This window comes from Pseudorhodoplanes sp., from assembly GCF_035565855.1.
Taxonomy (GTDB): domain Bacteria; phylum Pseudomonadota; class Alphaproteobacteria; order Rhizobiales; family Xanthobacteraceae; genus Pseudorhodoplanes.
Genome location: NZ_DATMRX010000086.1, coordinates 1 through 19,580, shown reverse-complemented (window position 1 = coordinate 19,580; position 19,580 = coordinate 1). Strand labels below are relative to the sequence as shown.

Annotated in this window: 17 protein-coding genes and 1 pseudogene; 7 read left to right on the top strand and 11 right to left on the bottom strand. The window is 64.2% G+C overall.

The window, feature by feature from the left end; all coding sequences use genetic code 11:
* The 8 genes and pseudogenes from VN004_RS04860 to VN004_RS04825 all read right to left on the bottom strand — a co-directional run.
* Positions 1–320: pseudogene (locus VN004_RS04860) on the bottom strand (sulfite reductase subunit alpha); the annotation flags it as partial.
* On the bottom strand, positions 317–2,074 hold the full coding sequence (locus tag VN004_RS04855) for a NirA family protein (protein WP_325607567.1): 1,758 nt from the start codon (positions 2,072–2,074) through the stop codon (positions 317–319). The gene VN004_RS04855 and the pseudogene VN004_RS04860, both read right to left, overlap by 4 nt.
* A 1-nt stretch (position 2,075) precedes the next feature.
* Complete coding sequence (locus tag VN004_RS04850) at positions 2,076–3,314, bottom strand: NAD(P)/FAD-dependent oxidoreductase (RefSeq protein ID WP_325607565.1); 1,239 nt, start codon at positions 3,312–3,314, stop codon at positions 2,076–2,078.
* Positions 3,315–3,458: 144 nt separating this feature from the next.
* Complete coding sequence (locus VN004_RS04845) at positions 3,459–4,253, bottom strand: ABC transporter ATP-binding protein (RefSeq protein WP_325607563.1); 795 nt, start codon at positions 4,251–4,253, stop codon at positions 3,459–3,461.
* A gap of 12 nt (positions 4,254–4,265) precedes the next feature.
* Entirely contained in the window at positions 4,266–5,165 is a 900-nt protein-coding gene (ntrB, locus tag VN004_RS04840; protein ID WP_325607561.1) for a nitrate ABC transporter permease, read from the bottom strand.
* 65 nt (positions 5,166–5,230) lie between these two features.
* Positions 5,231–6,553, bottom strand: a complete 1,323-nt coding sequence (locus VN004_RS04835; protein ID WP_325607560.1) for a CmpA/NrtA family ABC transporter substrate-binding protein — start codon at positions 6,551–6,553, stop codon at positions 5,231–5,233.
* Positions 6,554–6,893: 340 nt separating this feature from the next.
* The gene (locus VN004_RS04830; protein ID WP_325607559.1) at positions 6,894–8,066 is read right to left on the bottom strand and encodes a CmpA/NrtA family ABC transporter substrate-binding protein; all 1,173 of its coding nucleotides are present in this window, start codon (positions 8,064–8,066) and stop codon (positions 6,894–6,896) included.
* Positions 8,063–8,647: an ANTAR domain-containing response regulator gene (locus VN004_RS04825; RefSeq protein ID WP_325607557.1), complete on the bottom strand. Its 585-nt coding sequence runs from the start codon at positions 8,645–8,647 to the stop codon at positions 8,063–8,065. The genes VN004_RS04830 and VN004_RS04825 overlap by 4 nt, the downstream gene beginning before the upstream one ends.
* A gap of 245 nt (positions 8,648–8,892) precedes the next feature.
* Here VN004_RS04825 and VN004_RS04820 point away from each other — a divergent pair, with 245 nt between their 5' ends.
* Together VN004_RS04820 and VN004_RS04815 are read left to right on the top strand one after the other, a co-directional pair.
* On the top strand, positions 8,893–9,432 hold the full coding sequence (locus tag VN004_RS04820) for a VOC family protein (protein ID WP_325607555.1): 540 nt from the start codon (positions 8,893–8,895) through the stop codon (positions 9,430–9,432).
* Between the two features lie 87 nt (positions 9,433–9,519).
* On the top strand, positions 9,520–10,437 hold the full coding sequence (locus VN004_RS04815; protein ID WP_325607553.1) for an alpha/beta hydrolase: 918 nt from the start codon (positions 9,520–9,522) through the stop codon (positions 10,435–10,437).
* Positions 10,438–10,481: 44 nt separating this feature from the next.
* Here VN004_RS04815 and VN004_RS04810 read toward each other — a convergent pair whose 3' ends face one another.
* The 3 genes from VN004_RS04810 to VN004_RS04800 all read right to left on the bottom strand — a co-directional run bounded on the left by VN004_RS04810 (position 10,482) and on the right by VN004_RS04800 (position 13,062).
* Positions 10,482–11,300, bottom strand: coding sequence for an N-acetylmuramoyl-L-alanine amidase (locus VN004_RS04810; RefSeq protein WP_325607552.1), 819 nt, complete (start codon positions 11,298–11,300; stop codon positions 10,482–10,484).
* Positions 11,301–11,469: 169 nt separating this feature from the next.
* The gene (locus VN004_RS04805) at positions 11,470–12,084 is read right to left on the bottom strand and encodes a TetR/AcrR family transcriptional regulator (protein WP_325607550.1); all 615 of its coding nucleotides are present in this window, start codon (positions 12,082–12,084) and stop codon (positions 11,470–11,472) included.
* Positions 12,085–12,096: 12 nt separating this feature from the next.
* Positions 12,097–13,062, bottom strand: coding sequence for a 3-hydroxyacyl-CoA dehydrogenase NAD-binding domain-containing protein (locus VN004_RS04800; RefSeq protein WP_325607548.1), 966 nt, complete (start codon positions 13,060–13,062; stop codon positions 12,097–12,099).
* A 108-nt stretch (positions 13,063–13,170) separates the two neighbouring features.
* Between VN004_RS04800 and VN004_RS04795 the strand changes: the two genes are divergently transcribed.
* The 5 genes from VN004_RS04795 (at position 13,171) to VN004_RS04775 (ending at position 19,315) form a co-directional block, all read left to right on the top strand.
* Positions 13,171–14,316, top strand: a complete 1,146-nt coding sequence (locus VN004_RS04795; protein WP_325607547.1) for an ABC transporter substrate-binding protein — start codon at positions 13,171–13,173, stop codon at positions 14,314–14,316.
* A gap of 151 nt (positions 14,317–14,467) precedes the next feature.
* Complete coding sequence (locus tag VN004_RS04790) at positions 14,468–15,517, top strand: branched-chain amino acid ABC transporter permease (RefSeq protein WP_325607546.1); 1,050 nt, start codon at positions 14,468–14,470, stop codon at positions 15,515–15,517.
* Between the two features lie 2 nt (positions 15,518–15,519).
* Positions 15,520–17,298 carry a branched-chain amino acid ABC transporter ATP-binding protein/permease gene (locus tag VN004_RS04785; protein ID WP_325607545.1) on the top strand — a complete coding sequence of 593 codons (1,779 nt, stop codon included), beginning with the start codon at positions 15,520–15,522 and terminating at the stop codon, positions 17,296–17,298.
* Positions 17,295–18,017: an ABC transporter ATP-binding protein gene (locus VN004_RS04780; protein WP_325607543.1), complete on the top strand. Its 723-nt coding sequence runs from the start codon at positions 17,295–17,297 to the stop codon at positions 18,015–18,017. Before VN004_RS04785 ends, VN004_RS04780 begins: the two co-directional genes overlap by 4 nt.
* Before the next feature lie 146 nt (positions 18,018–18,163).
* Complete coding sequence (locus tag VN004_RS04775; protein WP_325607541.1) at positions 18,164–19,315, top strand: acyl-CoA dehydrogenase family protein; 1,152 nt, start codon at positions 18,164–18,166, stop codon at positions 19,313–19,315.
* Positions 19,316–19,580 lie beyond the last annotated feature (265 nt).

The following is a 19,580-nucleotide window of genomic DNA, read 5'->3' as shown; positions in this document are numbered from 1 at the left end:
TAGCCGCACTGGCCGCAGTCCTGCTGCGCCATCGCCGCCATCAGTTTCCAGCGCAGCGACTTGCCGTCCGCGAGCGTCATGCGCTCGGCGAGCGGCAGCGTCTGGTCGTGCCACGGCGCGCCGCCGTCGTCGTCCGCGGCGGGCGCGGCCGGAGAGGCGAGCAGCGCGGCGGCCTGCTCGCTCGAGAGCGGCGTGACGCCGAAACCGTCGGCCGACACGAAAGCGGCGAAGAAGCCGTTGAGCCAGGCGCGTTGCTCGTCGGAGAACGGCGCGCTGTCGGGGATCAGGTTCGGGATCGGCGGCGGCAGGGTCTTGGTCATGCCGCCGTCTCCGCCGCGAACATGGCTTTGAGCGCGTCGATTCCGTGCCGGCGCGAGAAGGCGAGGAACGTCTCGTCGCCCGCGCGGTTGGCGAGGTAGGCTTTCAGCATGGCCTCGACGGTGCGCGGCGCGTCTTCGGCCTTGACGTCGCGGTAGAGGTCGCGGCCGATCGCGGCGTCCGGCCCGAAGCCGCCGCCGACCACGACGTGATAGCCCTCGACGGTGTCGCCGTCGTCGTTCACCGGCACCTTGGCCGCGATCAGGCCGATGTCGCCGATGTAGTGCTGCGCGCAGGAATGGTGACAGCCGGTGAGGTGGATGTTGACCGGCCCGTCGAGCGCGACGCGGCTCTCGCACCAGGCCGCGATCGCCTCGGCATGGCGCTTGGTGTCGGAGGCGGCGAAGCGGCAGCCGGCATTGCCGGTGCAGGCGACGAGTCCGGCGCGCACCGACGCCGCCTTGGTGGAGAGGCCCAACGCCGCGATGGCCGCTTCGGCCTCGGCCACGCGGCCGTCCGGCACGCCGGAGATCAGGAGGTTCTGCCAGACGGTGAGGCGGAGATCGCCGTCGCCCAGCTCGCGCGCGATAGCGGCGAGGCCGCGCATCTGGTCGGGCGTCATCCGTGCCGCCTTCAGCACGACGCCGATCCAGTTAAGGCCGTCCTGCTTCTGCTTGCGCACGCCGATATGCGCGGCGCGATCGAAGGCCGGGCGCGGCGCGAGGGCCTCGGCCGGCACCCTGGTCAGTGCGCGGCCGAACAGCGTCTCGACTTCGGCGATATACTTCTCCAGCCCCCAGGCATCGAGCAGATATTTCAGCCGCGCCTTGGTGCGGTCGGTGCGGTTGCCGTGCGCGATGAAGACGCGGACGATGGCGTCGGCCACTTGCGTCGCGTCCTCGGGCTTGACGATCACGCCGGTATCGCGGGCGAAATCCTTGTGGCCGGTGATGCCGCCGAGCGCGAGACGGAACCAGACGCCGGCCTCGACGCCGAAGCCGTTCTTCACCTCCACGGCCTGAAAGCCGATGTCGTTGGTGTCTTCCAGCACCGGAATGACGCCGCCGCCGTCGAAGCCGACATTGAACTTGCGCGGCAGGCCGTACAGCGCGCGCTCGTTGAGGATGTGGAAGTGCCATTCGCGCGCATAGGGCCGCGTGTCGATCAGCTCCTGCGGGTCGATGCCGGCGGTCGGCGTGCCGGTGACGTTGCGGATGTTGTCGGCGCCGGAGCCGCGCGAGCACAGGCCGAGATCCTGGATCGCTTCCACGACATTCGTCGCGTTCTTCGGTTCGATCTCGCGCAGTTGCAGATTCGCGCGCGTGGTCACGTGCGAATAGGGGCCGGCAAATTTCTCCGCGACATCGGCAAGCCCGGCCATTTGCCAATGCGTCAGGATGCCGTTCGGAATGCGCAGCCGGCACATATAGGACGATTGCGCCGGCGCGACATAGAACAGGCCGAAATAGCGCCAGCGGAAATTGTCCGCGGGCTTCGGGGCTTCGTTCTTCTCGGTCTGCTCGCGCAGCTTCGGATAGGCGTCGAAGGGATGCAGGTCGCGCTTGAATTTCTCCTGCTCGGCAAGCTTGCGCCCGGATGCGAGAACCCGGTCCTGCGCCTTGATGTGGATGGCATCGGGTCCGGTCGGCTCGCTCTTGCCGCCGGCATTGCCGACCCGCGCGACCCGCGCGGCGGACAGGCCCGACACGAAGCCTTCCAGATATCGCTTTTGATCGGGGTTGAAGTCGCCGGACATGTCAGGCCGCCAGATCCAGGCTGTCGGGTTGTGCCGTGACATTGCCAACGGCCAGCGCGCGACCGAAGACGAGGTCGCTGCGGAATTTGTGGGTCGGCAATCCGGTGCGGATCAGATCGAGATACCAGAGTGCGTCGGTCGTATCGCCGAACAGGATCGCGCCGACGAGACGCTCGTTCCTGATGACGAGCTTCCTGTAGATGCCGAGTTCGGGATCGCGCAGCAGCACCGTTTCGGTGTCGCCGCCGCCGATGAAATCGCCGGCCGAGAACACATTGACGCCGCTGACCTTGAGATTGGTCGCGGTGATGCTGCCGCGGTAGCATGCGGCACCTCCGGTCAGCCGATCGGCGAGCACGGCGGCCTGTTCATAGGCCGGCTCGACCAGGCCGACACAACGTCCGTCATGCTCGGCACATTCGCCGATGGCATAGATGTCAGGAATGCCGGTCTGCATGCCGTCATCGACCACGATGCCGCGATTGATCGCGACCCCGGCGGTGCGGGCGAGTGCGATATTGGGTGTGATGCCGGTCGCCATGACGACGATATCGGCGGGGATCACGCGGCCGTCCGCGAGTTCGACGCGCTCGACCTTCGCCGTCCCGGAGAGGCGGGCGGTCTGCGCATTCAGGAGGACCTCGATGCCCTTCATCTCCACCGCATTTTTCAGCATGTCGGCGGCTTGCGCATCGAGCTGGCGCTCCATCAGGCGGTCCATCAGATGCACGATGGTGACGCTCGCGCCGGATCGTGCGAGCCCATAGGCTGCTTCGAGACCGAGCAGGCCGCCGCCGATCACGACGGCGTTGCATCGCCCGGCGGATTTCAGCACCGCAACGTCACGCAAGTCGCGAAAGGTCATCACGCCGTTCAGGCTACGGCCCTCGATCGGCAGCACGATGGGACGCGAACCCGTGGCGAAAACGAGCTTGGTGAAGGGAATGGTGGCTCCGCTCGCAAGCCGGACGCGGCGGATGTCGCAGTCGATCGCCGTCGCCGCCTGGCCGTAGAGCACGGTGACGCCGCGGTCCCGCCACCATCGCTTCGGCCTCAATTCGATGTCGGATTGCGCGACTTCCTCGGCAAGCACCGACGACAGCAACACGCGGTTATAGGCGAGCGCCGGCTCTTCCCCGATCACGGCGATCGCATAACGGCCGAGTGCGCGTGCGGAGAGATGCTCCACGAGTTTGGCGGCCGCCATGCCATTGCCGACGATGACGAGGGATTCGCTCATGGCCGCGCATCCTTCACCTCTCCCAGCCTGCGGAGAGAGGCCGCCATGCGAAGCATGGCGGGTGAGGGGCTTTTCCCCGGCTTGCGATTCCCTCTCACCACGGTCCGTCTCCTCTGGAGTGCCCGGCAGGGTTGCGTTCAGGACTTACGCGGCCTCGACGAAGCGATGACGCTCGTAGAGGAACTCGAGCACGCGCTGGCGGCATTTCAGGTAGATCGGGTTGCCCGCCAGCTCGAGGCGCTTGCGCGGCCGCGGCAAAGGCACGTCGAGGATTTCGCCGATCCGCGCGGCGGGTCCGTTGGTCATCATCACGATGCGGTCGGACAAAAGCACCGCTTCATCGACATCGTGGGTGATCATCATCACCGTGTTGCCGAGCTTCTGGTGAATGGCCATCACCGAGTCCTGCAGATGGGCGCGGGTCAGCGCATCGAGCGCGCCGAACGGCTCGTCGAGCAGGAGCACCTTCGGCTCCATCGCGAGCGCACGCGCGATGCCGACGCGCTGTTTCATGCCGCCGGAGATTTCGCCGGGGCGCTTGTCCTTGGCATGGGTCATCTGCACGAGTTCGAGATTGTGCAGCACCCAGTCGTGACGCTCGGTGCGCGACTTCGCGCCGGAGAATACCTTGTTCACGGCGAGGCTGACATTGTCATAGACCGTCAGCCACGGAAGCAGCGAGTGGTTCTGGAACACGACGGCGCGGTCCGGGCCCGGCTCGTTGACCTCGCGGTCCTCGAGCAGGACGCCGCCGGACGATGCCTCGATCAGGCCGGCGACGATGTTGAGCAGCGTCGACTTTCCACAGCCGGAATGCCCGATGATCGAGACATATTCGCCCTTCTCGATGGAGAGCGTGATGTCGGTGAGAACCTCGGTCGCGTGCTGGCCCTTGTTGAAGATTTTGCCGACGTGATCGATCCTGAGATAGCTTTTCATCTGTGTGCTCCGTCAGTTCGCCGCGGTGCCGCGGGTGACGATCGTGGCGAGAAGGGCGACGATGCGATCGAGGATGAAGCCGATCACGCCGACATAGATCAGCGCGAGGATGATTTCGCTGATGCGCGATGAATTCCAGGCATCCCAGATGAAGAAGCCGATGCCGACACCGCCGATCAGCATTTCCGCTGCGACGATGGCGAGCCAGGACAATCCGATGCCGATACGCAATCCGGTGAAGATGTAGGGCGCCGCCGACGGCACCATGATCTTCCAGAAGAATTCGAGATGATTGAGACGAAGTACCGCCGCGACGTTGCGGAAATCCTGCGGAATGTTGCGGATGCCGACCGCGGTATTGATGATGATCGGCCAGATCGCGGTGATGAAGATCACGAAGATCGCCGCTGGCTGGCCCTGCCGGAATGCGGCGAGCGACAGCGGCAGCCAGGCGAGCGGCGGCACCGTGCGCAGTACCTGGAAGATCGGATCGAGGCCGCGCATCGCCCAGGTGGATTGGCCGACCAGCGTTCCGAGCGCGACGCCGGCGAGGGCGGCGAGCGAATAGCCAACACCGACGCGCTGCAAGCTCGCGGACAGATGCCAGAACAGCCCCTTGTCGATGCCGCCCCGGTCGTAGAATGGATCGACGATCAGCTCCCAGGTTTCCGAGAGCACCTGGCTCGGCGGCGGCAGCGATGAACCAGCGCCGCTGCACAGGATTTCCCAGGTGACGAGCGCCAGAGCGAGCACGATGGCCGGCGGCAGCAGATGCTCCGCTGTCGTCTTCAATCGCGCCCATGCGCGCTGACCGAACGGCGCCCGCTTGATCTGGAGCGGCAGCACGGCAGCGGGCGGCCGGGCCACGGGAATGGCGGATGCGGTATCGGTCTTGGCGAGGGGCATGTTCATATCGGGTCTCACTGCGGGGCGGATCTGAAGGACAGGGGCCGTCGTCGCGGCCCCTGTTGTCCGGGTCAGCTGATTTCCACGCGCTTGATGGTGAGGCTCTTGAGGTACGCCTTCGGATCGGCCGGGTCGAAAACCTTGCCGTCGAAGAAGGTCTCCTTGCCGCGCGATGTCGAGGTCGGGATCTGGTCGGCCGGGATCGACAGGTCCTTCGCCGCCTGACGCCAGAGGTCTTCGCGGTTGACCTTCTTGATCAGGCCCGCCGCATCGACGTCGGGCTCGAATTTGCCCCACCGAATGTCTTCGGTGATGAACCACAGGTCGTGGCTCTGGAACGGATAGGACGCAAAATCATTCCAGTAGCGCATCATCTGCGGATGCTTCTCGACCACCTTTCCGGGAATGCCGTAATCGAACTTGCCCCTGACGCGATCGGTGATGTCGTTGACCGGGCAATTGATCCAGTTGCGCTTTGAGCAGATCTGCGCGACTTCCTGGGAGTTCTCAGGCTTCTCGCACCATTGCTGCGCCTCCATCACGGCCATCAGAATGGCCTGCGCGGCTTTCGGATTCTTGTCGACATAGGACGCGCGCATCGCGAACGACTTCTCCGGATGCAGATTCCAGAGTTCGCCGGTGGTGATGGCGGTGTAGCCGATCTTCTGGTGCACGAGCTGCAGGTTCCACGGCTCGCAGACGCAGAAGCAGTCCATCGTGCCGACCTTCATGTTCGCCACCATCTGCGCAGGCGGCACGGTGATGGTCTCGATGTCCTTGTCGGGGTCGATGCCGCCGGCGGCGAGCCAGTAGCGGATCCACAGATCGTGGGTGCCACCGGGGAATGTATTCGCAGCCTTGATCGCCTTGCCGGATGCCTTCTTTTTCTCGAGTGCGGTTCTGAACTCCTTGGTATCGACGCCGACCTTGAGGTCCTCGTATTCCTTGGCGACCGAGATGCACTGGCCGTTCAGATTGAGCCGCGCCAGGATGTACATCGGCGTCGGCACGTTATTCTGCGTCACCTTGCCGGCCGAGATCAGATAGGGCATCGGCGTCAGGATATGCGCGCCGTCGATGCCGTTCGCTTCGCCACCGAGCACGAGATTGTCGCGCGTTGCGCCCCACGAGGCCTGCTTCATCACTTCGACATCGGGCACGCCGTATTTGGCGAAGATGCCCTTTTCCTTGGCGACGAAGAGGGGAGCCGCGTCCGTCAGCGCGATGAAGCCGAGCGTTGCTTTCTTGGTCTCGGGACCGGAGGCTTCGGCGACATGAACGCCGAAGGGGAATTGCGTTTTGACGGCGCCGAGCAGGGCCGCTGCGCCGGCCGTTCCTTTCAGAAGTGTACGCCGGCTCAACCGTGGCTTCGAAGTTTCGTGGTCCTTTGACATCAACAATCCCTGTCTCTCTGGTTGGCCCGGCGGGGGTCGATAGGTCGCAAAACAAAAAAGCCGCTCATCCGTCAGGGACCTGCCCGATAGGGCACGGCTCCTTGGGATAGCGGCGTTGCTGTTCGACCCGTCGTTGGATCGTTCGGTGCCCGACATGGGCAACCGGTTGCAGACTCTCTTACAAGCTTCGTGCCAAGTCCCGGTCCGGAACGATTTCAGCGTTGGTTCAAGGGATTAACCGCGTGCCTGCGAATCGCGCAGCCATCGCGGAAGCCGAACTTTGTCGCAGCGATCTGCGAAACTGATGCGCGATTGTGCAGCGCACGCGAAGTGAGCGCCGCTACCGCCGCCGGATTTTCCAGCCGTCGAGATGTGCGGCGATGTTGTCCGGATCGAAGGCGGGACCGGTGAATGCGCCGACACGATCGGCCGGCTCGGAGGGCGGCAGGTCCGGCTGCGGACCAAGGATCTCGTCATAAAGATCGGGCCGGAATGTCGCCTTGGCTTCAGCCAATCCTTCGGCTGACAACAGCGCCTGCCCCCATCGCACCATCTGTGCGTAAAGCCAGGCCGCCTGCACCGGATCGGGCCGCGCCGCGCCGTTGCGTCCGACGAGGAGATAGCGGTCGCTCTCACGATAAGTCCCGTCCGGTGACACTTTCAACCGGCCATCGAGCGTGCGGCGGATCACCTCCGGCGCGACAGCGATCCGGTCCGGCGCGGACAGGATCGCCGCCACTTCCTCGCGGTTGTTGACGTCCTCGACAAATTCGGCCGCGCGCCCATGCGCGCGCACCAGACGCCGAAACACGTCGGGATGATCCTCCGCCCAGCGCGCGCGGACCGCCAGCACCTTCTCGGCGGCGCGCTGCAGGATTTCCGATACGAAATGCAGGATGTGACCGATCCCGAGATCGACTGCGACCGAATTCCAGGGCGCGCCGACACAGAATGCATCGACATGCTTGTTGGCGAGGCTTTCGACCATGTAGGGCGGCGGCAGCACGATCAGCCGCACGTCCTGGTCGGGATCGACGCCGCCCGCGGCCATCCAGAAACGCAATTGGTAATTGTGCGTGGAATACGGAAAGGTCATGCCGAAGGTCAGCGGCTCCTCGCCGCGGGCCCGGCGGTCCATCACCACACGGGCGAGCGCGCGCGCCGAGACCATCGGATCGGTGAGGTCGCCATCGGCCGCGTCCTTCATCGCGGCATGGAGGGCAGGGGATACCGTGATGGCGTTGCCATTCAGCCCGAGACCGAAGGCGGTAATGATCGGAACCTTGACATGGCCAAGCCCGAGGCTCGATGCGATCGCCACCGGCGCCAGCAAGTGAGCCGCGTCGAACAGCCCGATATTGAGCTTGTCGCGGACATTCGACCACGAGACTTCGCGAACCAGCTCGACATCGATGCCTTCCTCGGCGGTGAAGCCTTTGTCCACCGCGACGATCAGAGCGGTTGCGTCGGCGAGCGGAATGAATCCGACGCGGATGCGCTTGCCGGTGCTCATCGCAGCATCTCCGCAGCGGTGATCACCGATTGCGCGATTTCGGCGATCTTCTTGTTTTCCTTCATCGCCGTGGTCCGCAGCAGCGCATAGGCCTCGTCTTCGGTCAGTTTCTTCGCAGACATCAGGATCCCTTTGGCACGATCGATGACCTTGCGCTCTTCGAGCGCATTCTTGGTGCGGTCGAGTTCGTCCTGAAGCTTGGCGAAGGCGTTGAAGCGCGAGATGCAGGTATCGAGGATGTATTTGATGCGCTCTTTCTTCAGGCCGTCGACGATATAGGACGCGACGCCGGCATCGACCGACGCCTGGATCGAGGCGGTGTCGCTCTGGTCGACGAACATCGCGATCGGCCGCTTCACGATACGGCTGACCTGGAACATCTGCTCGAGGACGTCGCGGCTCGGATTCTCCAGGTCGATCAGGATGACGTCGGGGTCGATCTTGTAGATCCGGGCGAGCAGGTTCTGCGTCTCGGCAATGCGGATGACGTCGGTGAAGCCCGCCTCCCGCAGCCCCTCCTCGAGGATCGCGGACCGCACCGGACTCTCGTCCACGATGACGATCTTCAGTGACAGGTCCATGCCGGCCGAGCTCGCGCTGCCGGTCCGACAGGAGGCCGAGGGACGGGATTTATCAGCGGGGCCGGCGGGCATTGCGGTGCCAAGCGAATAAGCACACCCTGCCATGCGAATCGGCGGACCGTCTGGTCTTCCGACCCCCAGTCGATCTACAATTCCTCCGATAAATCCGCTGCATGGCCGGTATTGATGCAGGAATGGGGCCAATCGGTCCCGCCGGCCCGGCAGCGCCGCCAGGGAGAATGCTCATGTCCGCCGCTTCGGCTTCCGTCGCCCCGATCCACGGCCTTCATCATTTTGCGTGGCGTTGCCGGGACGCAGAGGAGACGCGCCATTTCTACGAGGACCTTCTCGGGCTTCCGCTTGCCCATGTGATCAAGGCCGATCACGTGCCCTCGACCGGCGAATATTGTCCTTATGTGCATGTGTTCTTCCAGATGCGGGACGGGTCCTACATCGCGTTCTTCGACCTCGGCGATAATGAAGCGGCCGCCCCGTCGCCCAACACGCCGGCCTGGGTCAATCACCTCGCGCTCAAGATGAGCACGATCGAAGAGGTCCATGACGCCAAGAAGCGGCTGGAAGCCGCCGGCATCGACGTGATCGGCGTGACCGATCACGGCTTCGTCCATTCGATCTATTTCTTCGATCCGAACGGCATCCGGCTGGAACTGACGACGGAGACCCTCACCGACAAGGAGGCCGCGGAGTTCAAGGCCAGCGCCCACAAGGAACTCGCAGCCTGGTCGAAGGAAAAGGCGGAGCGCGCCAAGGCGTCGGCGGCGTGAGCCGGACATCGGCATCGGCGCATCGTCCGCCGTCATGTGTGAGCCGCGCTTGACCGTGCCGCCCGGAGCCGCGACAAGCGCCACCGCATGAACGTCCATCAGACCTTCACCGTCCCGCCGCCCAGTGCGCGCGCGGACCTCACCATGAAAGACGGCGCAGTGATCCGGCTGCGCCGTTACGGCAAGCCGGGCGCAACGCGCATTGTGCTCGGGCATGGCAACGGGCTCGCCATCAACGCCTATGCGCCGTTCTGGCTGCCGCTCGCCGAGCGGTTCGATCTCGTCGTGTTCGACATGCGCAATCACGGCGAGAATCCGCTCCATACGCAGGAAGGGCATGTCTGGGAGAATTTCTTCTCGGATATCGAGGAGGTCTTCCAGGGCATCCGCGCGCAGTTCGGCGAAGCGCGCACGGTCGCGGCGATGCATTCGCTGTCGTCGATTGCCACCCTCGAACATGCCTGGCGCAACCGCGGGCGCTGGGATGCGGTCTGCGTGTTCGATCCGCCGATGGCGCCGCCCGCAGGCCATCCGCTGTCCGCGTTCCAGGGCCCCGATTCGCAGAAGCTGTCGACCCGCGCCGCGCGCCGGCAATCGGTCTTCGATTCGCCCGATCAGCTCGCAGCGCAATATCGCCGTCCGGCTTTCTCGCATTGGCGGCCCGAACAGGCCGATCTCCTGGCGCAGCACACGCTGCGGCGGATGGATGACGGCCGCTGGACTTTATGCTGCCCGCCGGCCTTCGAGTCTTTCGTCTTCGGCAGCAAGAAGGATCCGACCCTGTTTCATCGGATGCAGGAGATCGGCGTGCCGCTGCGGGTCATCGCCGGCGATCCGGATTCGCCTTATGCGAGCCCTGCCGCAGGCGTGGCGAAAGCGGCGCGCGACGAATGTGGCGTCGATGTCGTGATGATCCCCGGCACCACGCATTTTCTGCAATTCGAGGAACCGCAAGCCTGCCGCGAGCGGCTCGTGGAATTCATCGAGATGCACGGGCTGGGGTGAGGGTCAGAGCTTGCGGCGCTGACGGCAAGGCTTCTGTTTGAATCTCAGCGCTGCGTGCTGGCGCGCTGGGTCCGGGCTGGCCGGAGCGCGCAGAATTGTTCCACCGCTTCGGTGACCGCGCCGGCGATCTGCGATTGGTGCTCTTCGCTGCCCATCAGCACTTCTTCGTCGCGGTGAACGATCGAGCCGGCTTCGAGCAGCACGCTCGGCATATGCGCAGTGCGCAGGATGAGGAGCTGGTCGTAGCGATAGACGCCGGTTTCGGCATCGACCAGGATCCGCCGCCGCGATCCCATGAAGGCTTCCTTGTAATGCGGCGTGTATTGCAGCCCGCGCGCCTTCAGCCGGCTGCCGAGCATTTTGCCGAAGGCAAGGCTCGCCTGATAATGCGGATTGTCGGCCGAGACGAAGATCGAATGCCCTTTGAACCGATCGCTGTAGGCGCGTTGCACGCCGCCGAAATCCCACATCGCCTTGAAGGCTTCCGGCACCGAGTCGTGATGGATCGAAACGAGGAGGTCGGCGGACATCGCGTTCGCCTCCGCGACACGGCGCACGAGACTTGGGATTGCCGGGCCACGCGCGAGGAGGAGATGCGCCTTGTTGAAGCCGGCCTCGCGGAGCTTCCCGTCAATCACCTTCGCGAGGTTGAGATTGAACGCATATTCCTCGACGCCGCGCGCGCTGATCGCGCCGGGAACTTCCGGTGTGTGACCGACATCCACGATAACCCGGAACGTCGACGGATCGCATCGCGCGGCTTCGGCCTTTGGCCGCGGCCCGACCAATTGTGCGAAAGCCTGCGTCCCGGCGCAGAGCGCAAGAACGAGGGCCGCGGCGATCTTGGTCGGTTGTCGAAACATCGCACGGCTTGAGAAGAATCGGAGCTTTGGCGAATGCCGGAGCCTAGGTCCCCCAGGCCGGGTGCGGCAAGCAAAAGCGGTTGCTTGTGGCTTTAATAAGGTTGCAGGGCCAACAATCAGGTTGCAGCCCCGCTGGGCGCGTTGACCCCTCTGCCGCTAAGCCTTGTCCCTAACCCTTGGCGGCGCGCCCGCGCGGCAGCAGCAGCGCCGTGCTGATGCGCCGCCGCCGCTTGATCTCCTCGCGGCTTTCGCTGTCCGCGAGCGTCATGCGGATGCCGATCACCATCGCCAGATGCGCCTCGGCATAATCCTGCGCGTCGGCTTCGCTCAGCCCCGCTTCGCGATACAATTGCGCCGCAAAAGCAATGCGTTCCGCGTCAACAGCGCGGACGACCTCCGCCACCTTGGGATCGCGTCTCGCCCAGTCGCGCAAGGTGATTTCGAACGGACCGCCGGGCACATCCGCCCGGCTGGAAATCGCAATGCGCACCAGGCGCTCGAGCCGGTCCCATGGCGTGCCAGACCGGTCGAAGATCAGCGACTGCACTTCGCTCGTCATCCGCAACCGCCATTCGTCGAGGACGGCGAATAACAGATCCTCGCGGCCCTTGAAGTGCCAGTAGAAACTGCCCTTGGTGACGCCGAGCTTTTCGGCGAGCGTATCCACCCGCAACGCTTCGACGTTATCTCCCGCCAGCATTGCGATCGCCGCGTCGATCCAATCCTTGCGACCGAGCGGCGGTTCGGCACCGGGCTTCTGCACTTTGACGCCTGCGCGAGCCATGATGTCCTCGCATCAGCCCTTTTCGGTGCCGGGACCGACGGCGCGCAATAGCTCGACCAGTCGTGCGTTTCGCCAGGCGATCAGGTCCGAGAGGGGACGGTTTCCAGTGATGTCCTTCGCCGCCGCGATCAGCTTTTGCTGCACCTCAGGATCGGTGATTTTCGGATTGCCGCCCGCATCCATCCATTTCTGCAATTCGGGCGCGATCGTCAGCACATGCGGCATGCCGCCTTCGCCGCCGGCCAGCGTGAAGGTGGTGAGCGCACCCATCACCGCCCAGCGCGGTCCAAGCCCGTAGCGCATCGCGTCTTCGATCGCCTGCGGACTGGCGATGCCTTCGGCGACGCAATGAATGGCTTCGCGCAGCAGCGCGAATTGCAGCCGGTTGGTCAGAAAGCCGGTGACTTCCTTTTCGACGCGAACCGGTTTCTTGCCGAGTGCGGTGAAGAAGCGCAAAGCCCAGTCCACCACCGCGGGCGCGGTCTTTTCGCCGCCGATAATCTCGATCAGCGGGATGAGATGCGGCGGATTGAACGGATGACAGACCACGAGCCGTTCGGGATGACGCATCTTCGCCTGCAATTGCGTCGGCGGAATGCCGCCCGTGCTCGATCCGATCACGAAAGACGGCGACACCGCTTCTTCGATCTCGGCATAGACCTGTTGCTTGAGCGAAAGATTTTCCGGCGCGTTTTCCTGCACGAAGTCGCTGGCCGCGGCGACGGCGCCGGCATCGGGCGCAAAGGCGAGCCGGTCCTGCGGGATGGATTGTTCGGTCGCAAATCCGATTTGCTGCAGTGCATCCCATGTATTGGCAATGAATGCACGCAACCGCGTTTCGGCATCCGGCGCCGGATCGCACGCGACGACGTCAAAACCGCGCGCGAGATAGATCGCGGCCCAACCGGAACCGACCGATCCGGTACCCACGAGGCCGATGCGTTTAGGATTTTCCAGCGGCTTGATCGCAGGAGTCATGAGACTTCACCTCCGCGCATAAAGGGCGCAGGGTGTCGCAAAAGGCTGCGAATTGACACCGCAGAACCCGACATCCATACTCGTACGTATTGAGCCAGGGAGGACATCATGTCAATCAAGAAACTACTGGCTTCGGCATGTGCCGTTGCTTTCGTTGCGCTTGCGGGACCAGCGCAGGCCGAGATCAAGATCGGTGTCGTGCTGGCGCTGACCGGACCGAATGCGTCGCTCGGCATTCCGTATCGCAAAGGCGTTGAGCTGATCTCAAGGGAAATCGGTGGGGAGAAAGTCGAACTGATCTTTCTCGACGACGCCTCCGATCCCTCGACTGCCGTCAAGAATGCGCAGAAGCTGATCGCCGACGACAAGATCGATATTCTCATCGGCGGCTCCAATACGCCCGCATCGCAGGCGATGGCGAACGTGACCTCGCAAGCGGGGTTGCAGCAGGTCGCGCTTGCTCCGGCCGGTCATGCCGCCGACAAGAACAAGTGGCTGATCTCGATGCCGCAGCCGGCCAATCTCTGGGCCGCAGCCTTGGTCAAGGACATGCAGAAGCGCGGTGTGAAGACCGTAGCTTATATCGGCTTCAGCGATCCGTGGGGTGACATCGCGTATAACGGCGTCAAGGATGCGGCCGAAAAGGCCGGCATCAAGGTCGTGACCAACGAGCGCTACGCGCGCGCTGACACCAGCGTCACCGGGCAGGTGCTGAAGATCATCGCGGCGAAGCCGGATGCGGTGATGGTCGGCGGCTCGGGGACGCCGGGCGCGCTGCCGCATATCGCGCTGGCCGAACGCGGCTTCAAGGGACCGGTCTATGCGACGCCCGGCGTGTTCAACCAGGATTACCTGCGGGTCGGCGGCAAGTCGGTGGAGAATGTCATCGGCGTCACCGGTCCGATCGGCGCAGCGGATCAGTTGCCCGACGCAAATCCGATCAAGAAGGTGTCGCACGACTTCATCAAGAAGTACGAAGGCATCAACGGCAAGGGCAGCTGGAACAGCTTCGCCGCCTTCGCTTATGACGGCATGCTGACGCTTGAGGATGCGATTGCCCGCGCGCTCAAGAAGGCGAAGCCCGGCACGCCGGAATTCCGGCAAGCGGTGCGTGACGAAGTGCGCAACGTCAAGGAGCTGGTCGGCACCAACGGCGTGTATCAATTCCCCGAGGGTTCGTCATACGGCGTCGATGAGCGTTCGGTGATCCTGGTGCAGGTCAAGGACGGCCAGTGGAAATATCTGCCGAACTGATCTGAGCGTCTTTCACATCCGGTCGGGATCACCCGGCCGGATGTGACGTTTCGCGGATTCTTCCAGGCGGGGTCGTTTGGGTAAGGCGCGAAGGCGCCTTCAAGGAACGCGCTGACGATTTCACGAAAGAAAGTCGCGCGCGGGCGGGAGCATGAATTTCGAGATTTTCGTCCTTCTGGTGCAGGACGCGATCGGCACCGGCGCGATCTATGTGCTGATGGCGCTCGGCATCGTGCTGATCTTCAACGTCACCCGCGTGATCTTCGTCTCGTATGGCGATCTCGTCGCCTATTCGGCGCTGACTCTCGGCTCGTTCGAATTGCAGCGGATGCCGGGCACGGTATGGCTGGTGCTGACGCTTGCGGGTCTTGCCTTTGTGGTCGAAGTGGCTTCGTTGATCCGCCAGCACCGCGCCTCGCTCATCCCGAAGGCGTTTCTGACCTGGGTGGTGATCCCGGCGATCCCGGTCGCTGCGGCGTTCCTGATCGGTGCGCAGAATCTGTCCTTGCCGGTGGCGATGCTGCTCACCATCGCGCTCGTTCTGCCGCTCGGGCCGCTGCTTTATCGCGTGGTGTTTCAGCCGATCGCGACCGCGCCGGTGCTGATCCTGCTGATGGTCGCGGTCGCGCTGCATTTCGCCGTCACAGGTCTCGCGCTGCTTTATTTCGGTCCGGAAGGATTGCGGACCCAGCCCTTCGTTTCGGGCGACGTGACGCTTGGCGGCTTCGCGATCCCGCTGCAACTGATCGTCATTGTGAGCGCTGCAGCGATCTTCTCGGCGATCCTGTTCGTCTTCTTCCGGTTCACGGTGACTGGCAAGGCGCTGCGCGCGGTTGCGATCAATCGCGAGGGCGCGCGGCTCGTCGGCATCTGGACGACACGCGCCGGGGCGATGTCCTTCCTGCTCGCGGCCGGCATCGCCGCCATCGCCGGCATCCTGATCTCGCCGACGACGACGATCTATTACGACACCGGGCTGATCGTCGGATTGAAGGGCTTCATCGGCTCGGTGGTCGGCGGCTTCGTCAGCTATCCGCTGGCCGCGGTCGGCGCCGTTCTCATCGGGCTCGTGGAGTCCTTCGGCTCGTTCTATTACAGCGCCCTGAAGGACGCGATCGTGTTCGCCGCCATCATCCCCATCGTGTTGTGGCGCTGGCTGTACGTGTCGTCGCACGACGACGAAGAACACGAGGAAGAATAGCGATGCCGTCCGGGCTCCGCATTGCTCTTCTCGCTGCGCTGGCGATTGCCGTCGCGCTGTTGCCGCTGGTCGATGCCGGATTCATCGTCACGCTGATGAACTATATCGGCATCTACACGCTGATCACGCTCGGTCTCGTGCTGCTGACAGGCTCCGGTGGCATAACCTCGTTCGGACAGGCCGCCTTTGTCGGGCTCGGCGCCTATGCCACGGCGTATCTGTCGACCGCGGCCGGCCTGTCGCCCTGGATCGGGCTCCTCGCCGGCATCGTGATCACGTCGGTGGTCGCGCTCGTCATCGGCTACATCACGCTGCATCTCGGCGGACATTATCTGCCGCTGACCACGATCGCCTGGGGCATGGCGATCTATTACAGCTTCGGCAATTTCGAGTTTCTCGGTTCGCATGGCGGCATCGGCGACATCCCGCCGATCAGGCTGTTCGGCTACAGCTTCGACGAACCGCAGAAGCTGTATTACATCATCTGGATCTTCTGCGGCTTGGCGCTGCTGGCAGCCGGCAACCTGCTCAGGTCGCGACAGGGCCGTGCCATTCGCGCGCTGCGCGGTGGCCGGGCGATGTCGGAGAGCCTCGGCATCAATGTGTTCTGGGTCCGGCTCTGCGTGTTCATCCTCGCCGCGGCCCTCGCCGGGGTGGCCGGCTGGCTGTATGCGCATATGACGCGCTTCGTCAGCCCGGCGCCGTTCGGACTGAATGCCGGCATCGAATATCTGCTGATGGCGGTGCTGGGCGGCGCCGGCACGATCGCCGGGGCGGTGGTCGGAGCGGCCTCGGTCGCGCTCCTGAAGAACTGGCTGCAGGATCTCCTGCCGCATCTCTCCACCAACGCAGCCAATCTCGAAATCGTGGTGTTCGGCTGCCTGTTCATCCTCCTGCTGCACAAGTCGCGCAGCGGGATCGTGCCGCTGGTGCGGCAATATCTCCCGCAGCCGGCGATGGCCGCACCCGTCGCGACGTCATCTGCCGCGCAGGCGCTGCCGACAAAGCCGAAACCGCAGACGGGCGCGGCGTTGCTGCGGATCGAAGGGCTGACCAAGCGGTTCGGCGGTCTCGTTGCCGTCGACAATGTCTCGTTTGAAGTGACGGCCGGCACCATCACCGCGCTGATCGGCCCGAACGGCGCCGGCAAGAGCACGACCTTCAATCTGATCACCGGCGCGCTGCCGGCCACCTCCGGCAAGGTGACGTTCGCCGGCCGCGCCTTGTCCGGCATCAAGCCGCACGAGGTCGTGTCGCTTGGCATGGCGCGCACCTTCCAGCATGTGAAGCTGCGTCCGACGATGACGCTCCTCGAAAACGTGATGCTCGGCTGTTACGCGCGCACTCGTTCGGGCTTCGCGGCAGGCGCCCTGAAGCTCGACCGCAACGAAGAAGCCGCGGTGCATGCCACGGCGATGCGCGAGCTGGAGCGGGTCGGCCTCGCGCCCAAGGCGTACGACCTTGCCGGCAACCTGCCGCTCGGGCAGCAGCGCGTGCTGGAAGTTGCGCGCGCTCTCGCCGCGGCGCCGCTCCTGATCATGCTCGACGAACCGGCCGCGGGCTTGCGCAGCCTCGAGAAGAAGGCGCTCGCCGAACTCCTGCGCACGCTGCGGGCGGACGGCATGACGATCCTTCTCGTCGAGCACGACATGGATTTCGTGATGAGTCTCGCCGATCGCGTCGTGGTGCTGGATTTCGGCAAGAAACTCGCCGAGGGCGTGCCGGCCGAGATCCAGGCCAATCAGGCTGTGCAGGAAGCCTATCTCGGGAGCGTCGAATGACTGCGATGCTCGAAGCGAAGGACCTGACCGTATCCTACGGCAAGCTGACCGCGGTGAAGGGCGTGAGCTTTGCCGTGGAGGAGGGCAAGATCGCGACCATCATCGGCCCGAACGGCGCGGGAAAGACGACGCTGCTGAAAGCGTTGATGGGGCAATTGCCGGCGAGCGGCGCGATCACCTATGGCGGGGCCGAGATCGGCGACATGCAGGTCGAGGCGCGGGTCGAGCGCGGCATCGTGCTGGTGCCGGAGACCCGCGAATTGTTCACCGAGATGGCGGTTGCCGACAATCTTCTGCTCGGTGCGTATATCCATCGCCGCAACACCGCGCAGGTGAAAGAGGATTTCGAGCGCGTTTACGACCTCTTTCCGCGGCTGCGCGAGCGGCGGCAGCAGCTTGCCGGCACGTTGTCCGGTGGCGAGCGGCAGATGCTGGCGCTCGGCCGCGCGCTGATGGGACGGCCGAAGCTGTTGATGCTCGACGAGCCGAGCCTTGGCCTTGCGCCGCTGATCGTGCGGGAGATTTTCCGCATCATCGCGCGGCTGGGCGAGCAGGGCGTGACCATGCTGCTGGTCGAGCAGAATGCCCGCGCGGCGCTGGAGACCGCCGATTACGGCTATGTGCTGGAATCCGGCGAACTCGTGCATCAGGGCATCGCATCCGACCTGATGCGCGATCCGAAAGTGATGGCGACCTATCTCGGACGGAGTGCGTCGTGATATTCGCCCGTCGTTCCGGGGCGCGTGCGCAGCACGCGACCCCGGAATCCGGTATGGCCGGGCGAAGGTTTCCGGATTCCGGGTTCGCCGCTTCGCGGCGCCCCGGAATGACAACGAAGCAAATGGCTGCAAGGCAGGAGTAAATCGTGGACTTCTCTTTCACCGAGGAACAGATCCTTCTTCGCGATAGCGTGCGCAAGCTGATGGAGCGGGTTGCAACGCCCGATTATGTGGCGCGGCTCGATCGCGAGAAGGCCTACCCGCATGAACTGTTTGCGGCCTGGACCGAGGCTGGCCTCCTTGGATTGCCGTTTCCCGAAGACCTAGGCGGGGCAGGGGGCAGCGTCTTGGATCTCGCGCTGGTCTGCGAGGAGATCGGCCGCACCAGCGCCGACCTTGTCATGGCTTATGCCGGCGGGCTGTTCTGCGGCCTCACGGTCGCGCGCAAGGGCTCGGACGAGCAGAAGAAGAAATGGATTCCGGCGCTGATCGAAGGGCGGATCAAGTTTTCCATCGGCATTTCCGAGCCGGACGCGGGCTCCGATGTCGGCGCGATCCGCACCGTGGCGCGCAAGGATGGCGGCGACTGGGTGCTGAACGGCCAGAAGGTCTGGCAGTCGGGCGCCGGCGCCAAGGACAACGTGATCTGTCTTTATGCGCGCACCGACATGGAGGCGCATTACCGTCAGGGCATGTCGCTGTTCCTCGTCGACAAGGACCGGCCCGGCATTTCGATGAAGAAGCTCGACATGCTCGGCCGCTATTGCATGGGCACTTACGAGGTCACGCTCGATAATGTGCGGGTGCCGGAAGACCAGGTAATCGGCGGCGTCAACAAGGGCTGGGACTGCCTGTTGTCGGGCCTGCAGACCGAGCGCATCACGGTCGCGGCCTGCGATGTGGGTTCGGCGCAGGGCGTCGTCGATCTCGCGCTGAACTACGCCAAGGAGCGCAAGCAGTTCGGCCGGCCGATCGGCAATTTCCAGTCGATCGCGCATATGCTCGCCGACATGCAGACCGAAGTCGAGGCAGCGCGCTCGCTGATGTATCGCGCGGCCTGGATGGTCGATGCCGGCAAGAATGCCATGAACGAAATCAACATGGCGAAGCTGTTTGCGTCCGAGGTCTACGTCAAGGTCGCCAATCTCGGCATGCAGATCTTCGGCGGCAACGGCTACAGCATGGAATATCCGATGCAGCGCCATTACCGCGACTCGCGCATCGCCACCGTGGTGGCTGGCACATCGCAGATCATGCGCAACATGATCGCGGGCGGCATGGGACTGAAGCCGCAATAGCCTGGTCCGCCCTCATCCTGAGGAGCACGCGCGCGCTTGCCGCGTCTTGGACCCGCTATGGCGGGCGTCTCGAATGATGGGCGGCCCCATGGTTCGAGACGCATTGCTGAGTTTATCATCGGGCCGCGCTGCGCGCGGACCCGTTGGCAATGCTCGTCACCATGAGGCCGTGAGCGGTGGCGTTATGCGGACGCGGTCTTGCGCCGCTCCCACTCGGCGACGAATTTCGGCGCAATCTTGCGGATCCGCTCGATGTCCATGCGTC

Excerpts from the sequence above, each read along its gene's own strand:
- VN004_RS04855 (WP_325607567.1), bottom strand. The coding sequence starts at position 2,074 with ATGTCCGGCGACTTCAACCCCGATCAAAAGCGATATCTGGAAGGCTTC.
- VN004_RS04850 (WP_325607565.1), bottom strand. The coding sequence starts at position 3,314 with ATGAGCGAATCCCTCGTCATCGTCGGCAATGGCATGGCGGCCGCCAAA.
- VN004_RS04845 (WP_325607563.1), bottom strand. The coding sequence starts at position 4,253 with ATGAAAAGCTATCTCAGGATCGATCACGTCGGCAAAATCTTCAACAAG.
- ntrB (WP_325607561.1), bottom strand. The coding sequence starts at position 5,165 with ATGAACATGCCCCTCGCCAAGACCGATACCGCATCCGCCATTCCCGTG.
- VN004_RS04835 (WP_325607560.1), bottom strand. The coding sequence starts at position 6,553 with ATGTCAAAGGACCACGAAACTTCGAAGCCACGGTTGAGCCGGCGTACA.
- VN004_RS04830 (WP_325607559.1), bottom strand. The coding sequence starts at position 8,066 with ATGAGCACCGGCAAGCGCATCCGCGTCGGATTCATTCCGCTCGCCGAC.
- VN004_RS04825 (WP_325607557.1), bottom strand. The coding sequence starts at position 8,647 with ATGGACCTGTCACTGAAGATCGTCATCGTGGACGAGAGTCCGGTGCGG.
- VN004_RS04820 (WP_325607555.1), top strand. The coding sequence starts at position 8,893 with ATGTCCGCCGCTTCGGCTTCCGTCGCCCCGATCCACGGCCTTCATCAT.
- VN004_RS04815 (WP_325607553.1), top strand. The coding sequence starts at position 9,520 with ATGAACGTCCATCAGACCTTCACCGTCCCGCCGCCCAGTGCGCGCGCG.
- VN004_RS04810 (WP_325607552.1), bottom strand. The coding sequence starts at position 11,300 with ATGTTTCGACAACCGACCAAGATCGCCGCGGCCCTCGTTCTTGCGCTC.
- VN004_RS04805 (WP_325607550.1), bottom strand. The coding sequence starts at position 12,084 with ATGGCTCGCGCAGGCGTCAAAGTGCAGAAGCCCGGTGCCGAACCGCCG.
- VN004_RS04800 (WP_325607548.1), bottom strand. The coding sequence starts at position 13,062 with ATGACTCCTGCGATCAAGCCGCTGGAAAATCCTAAACGCATCGGCCTC.
- VN004_RS04795 (WP_325607547.1), top strand. The coding sequence starts at position 13,171 with ATGTCAATCAAGAAACTACTGGCTTCGGCATGTGCCGTTGCTTTCGTT.
- VN004_RS04790 (WP_325607546.1), top strand. The coding sequence starts at position 14,468 with ATGAATTTCGAGATTTTCGTCCTTCTGGTGCAGGACGCGATCGGCACC.
- VN004_RS04785 (WP_325607545.1), top strand. The coding sequence starts at position 15,520 with ATGCCGTCCGGGCTCCGCATTGCTCTTCTCGCTGCGCTGGCGATTGCC.
- VN004_RS04780 (WP_325607543.1), top strand. The coding sequence starts at position 17,295 with ATGACTGCGATGCTCGAAGCGAAGGACCTGACCGTATCCTACGGCAAG.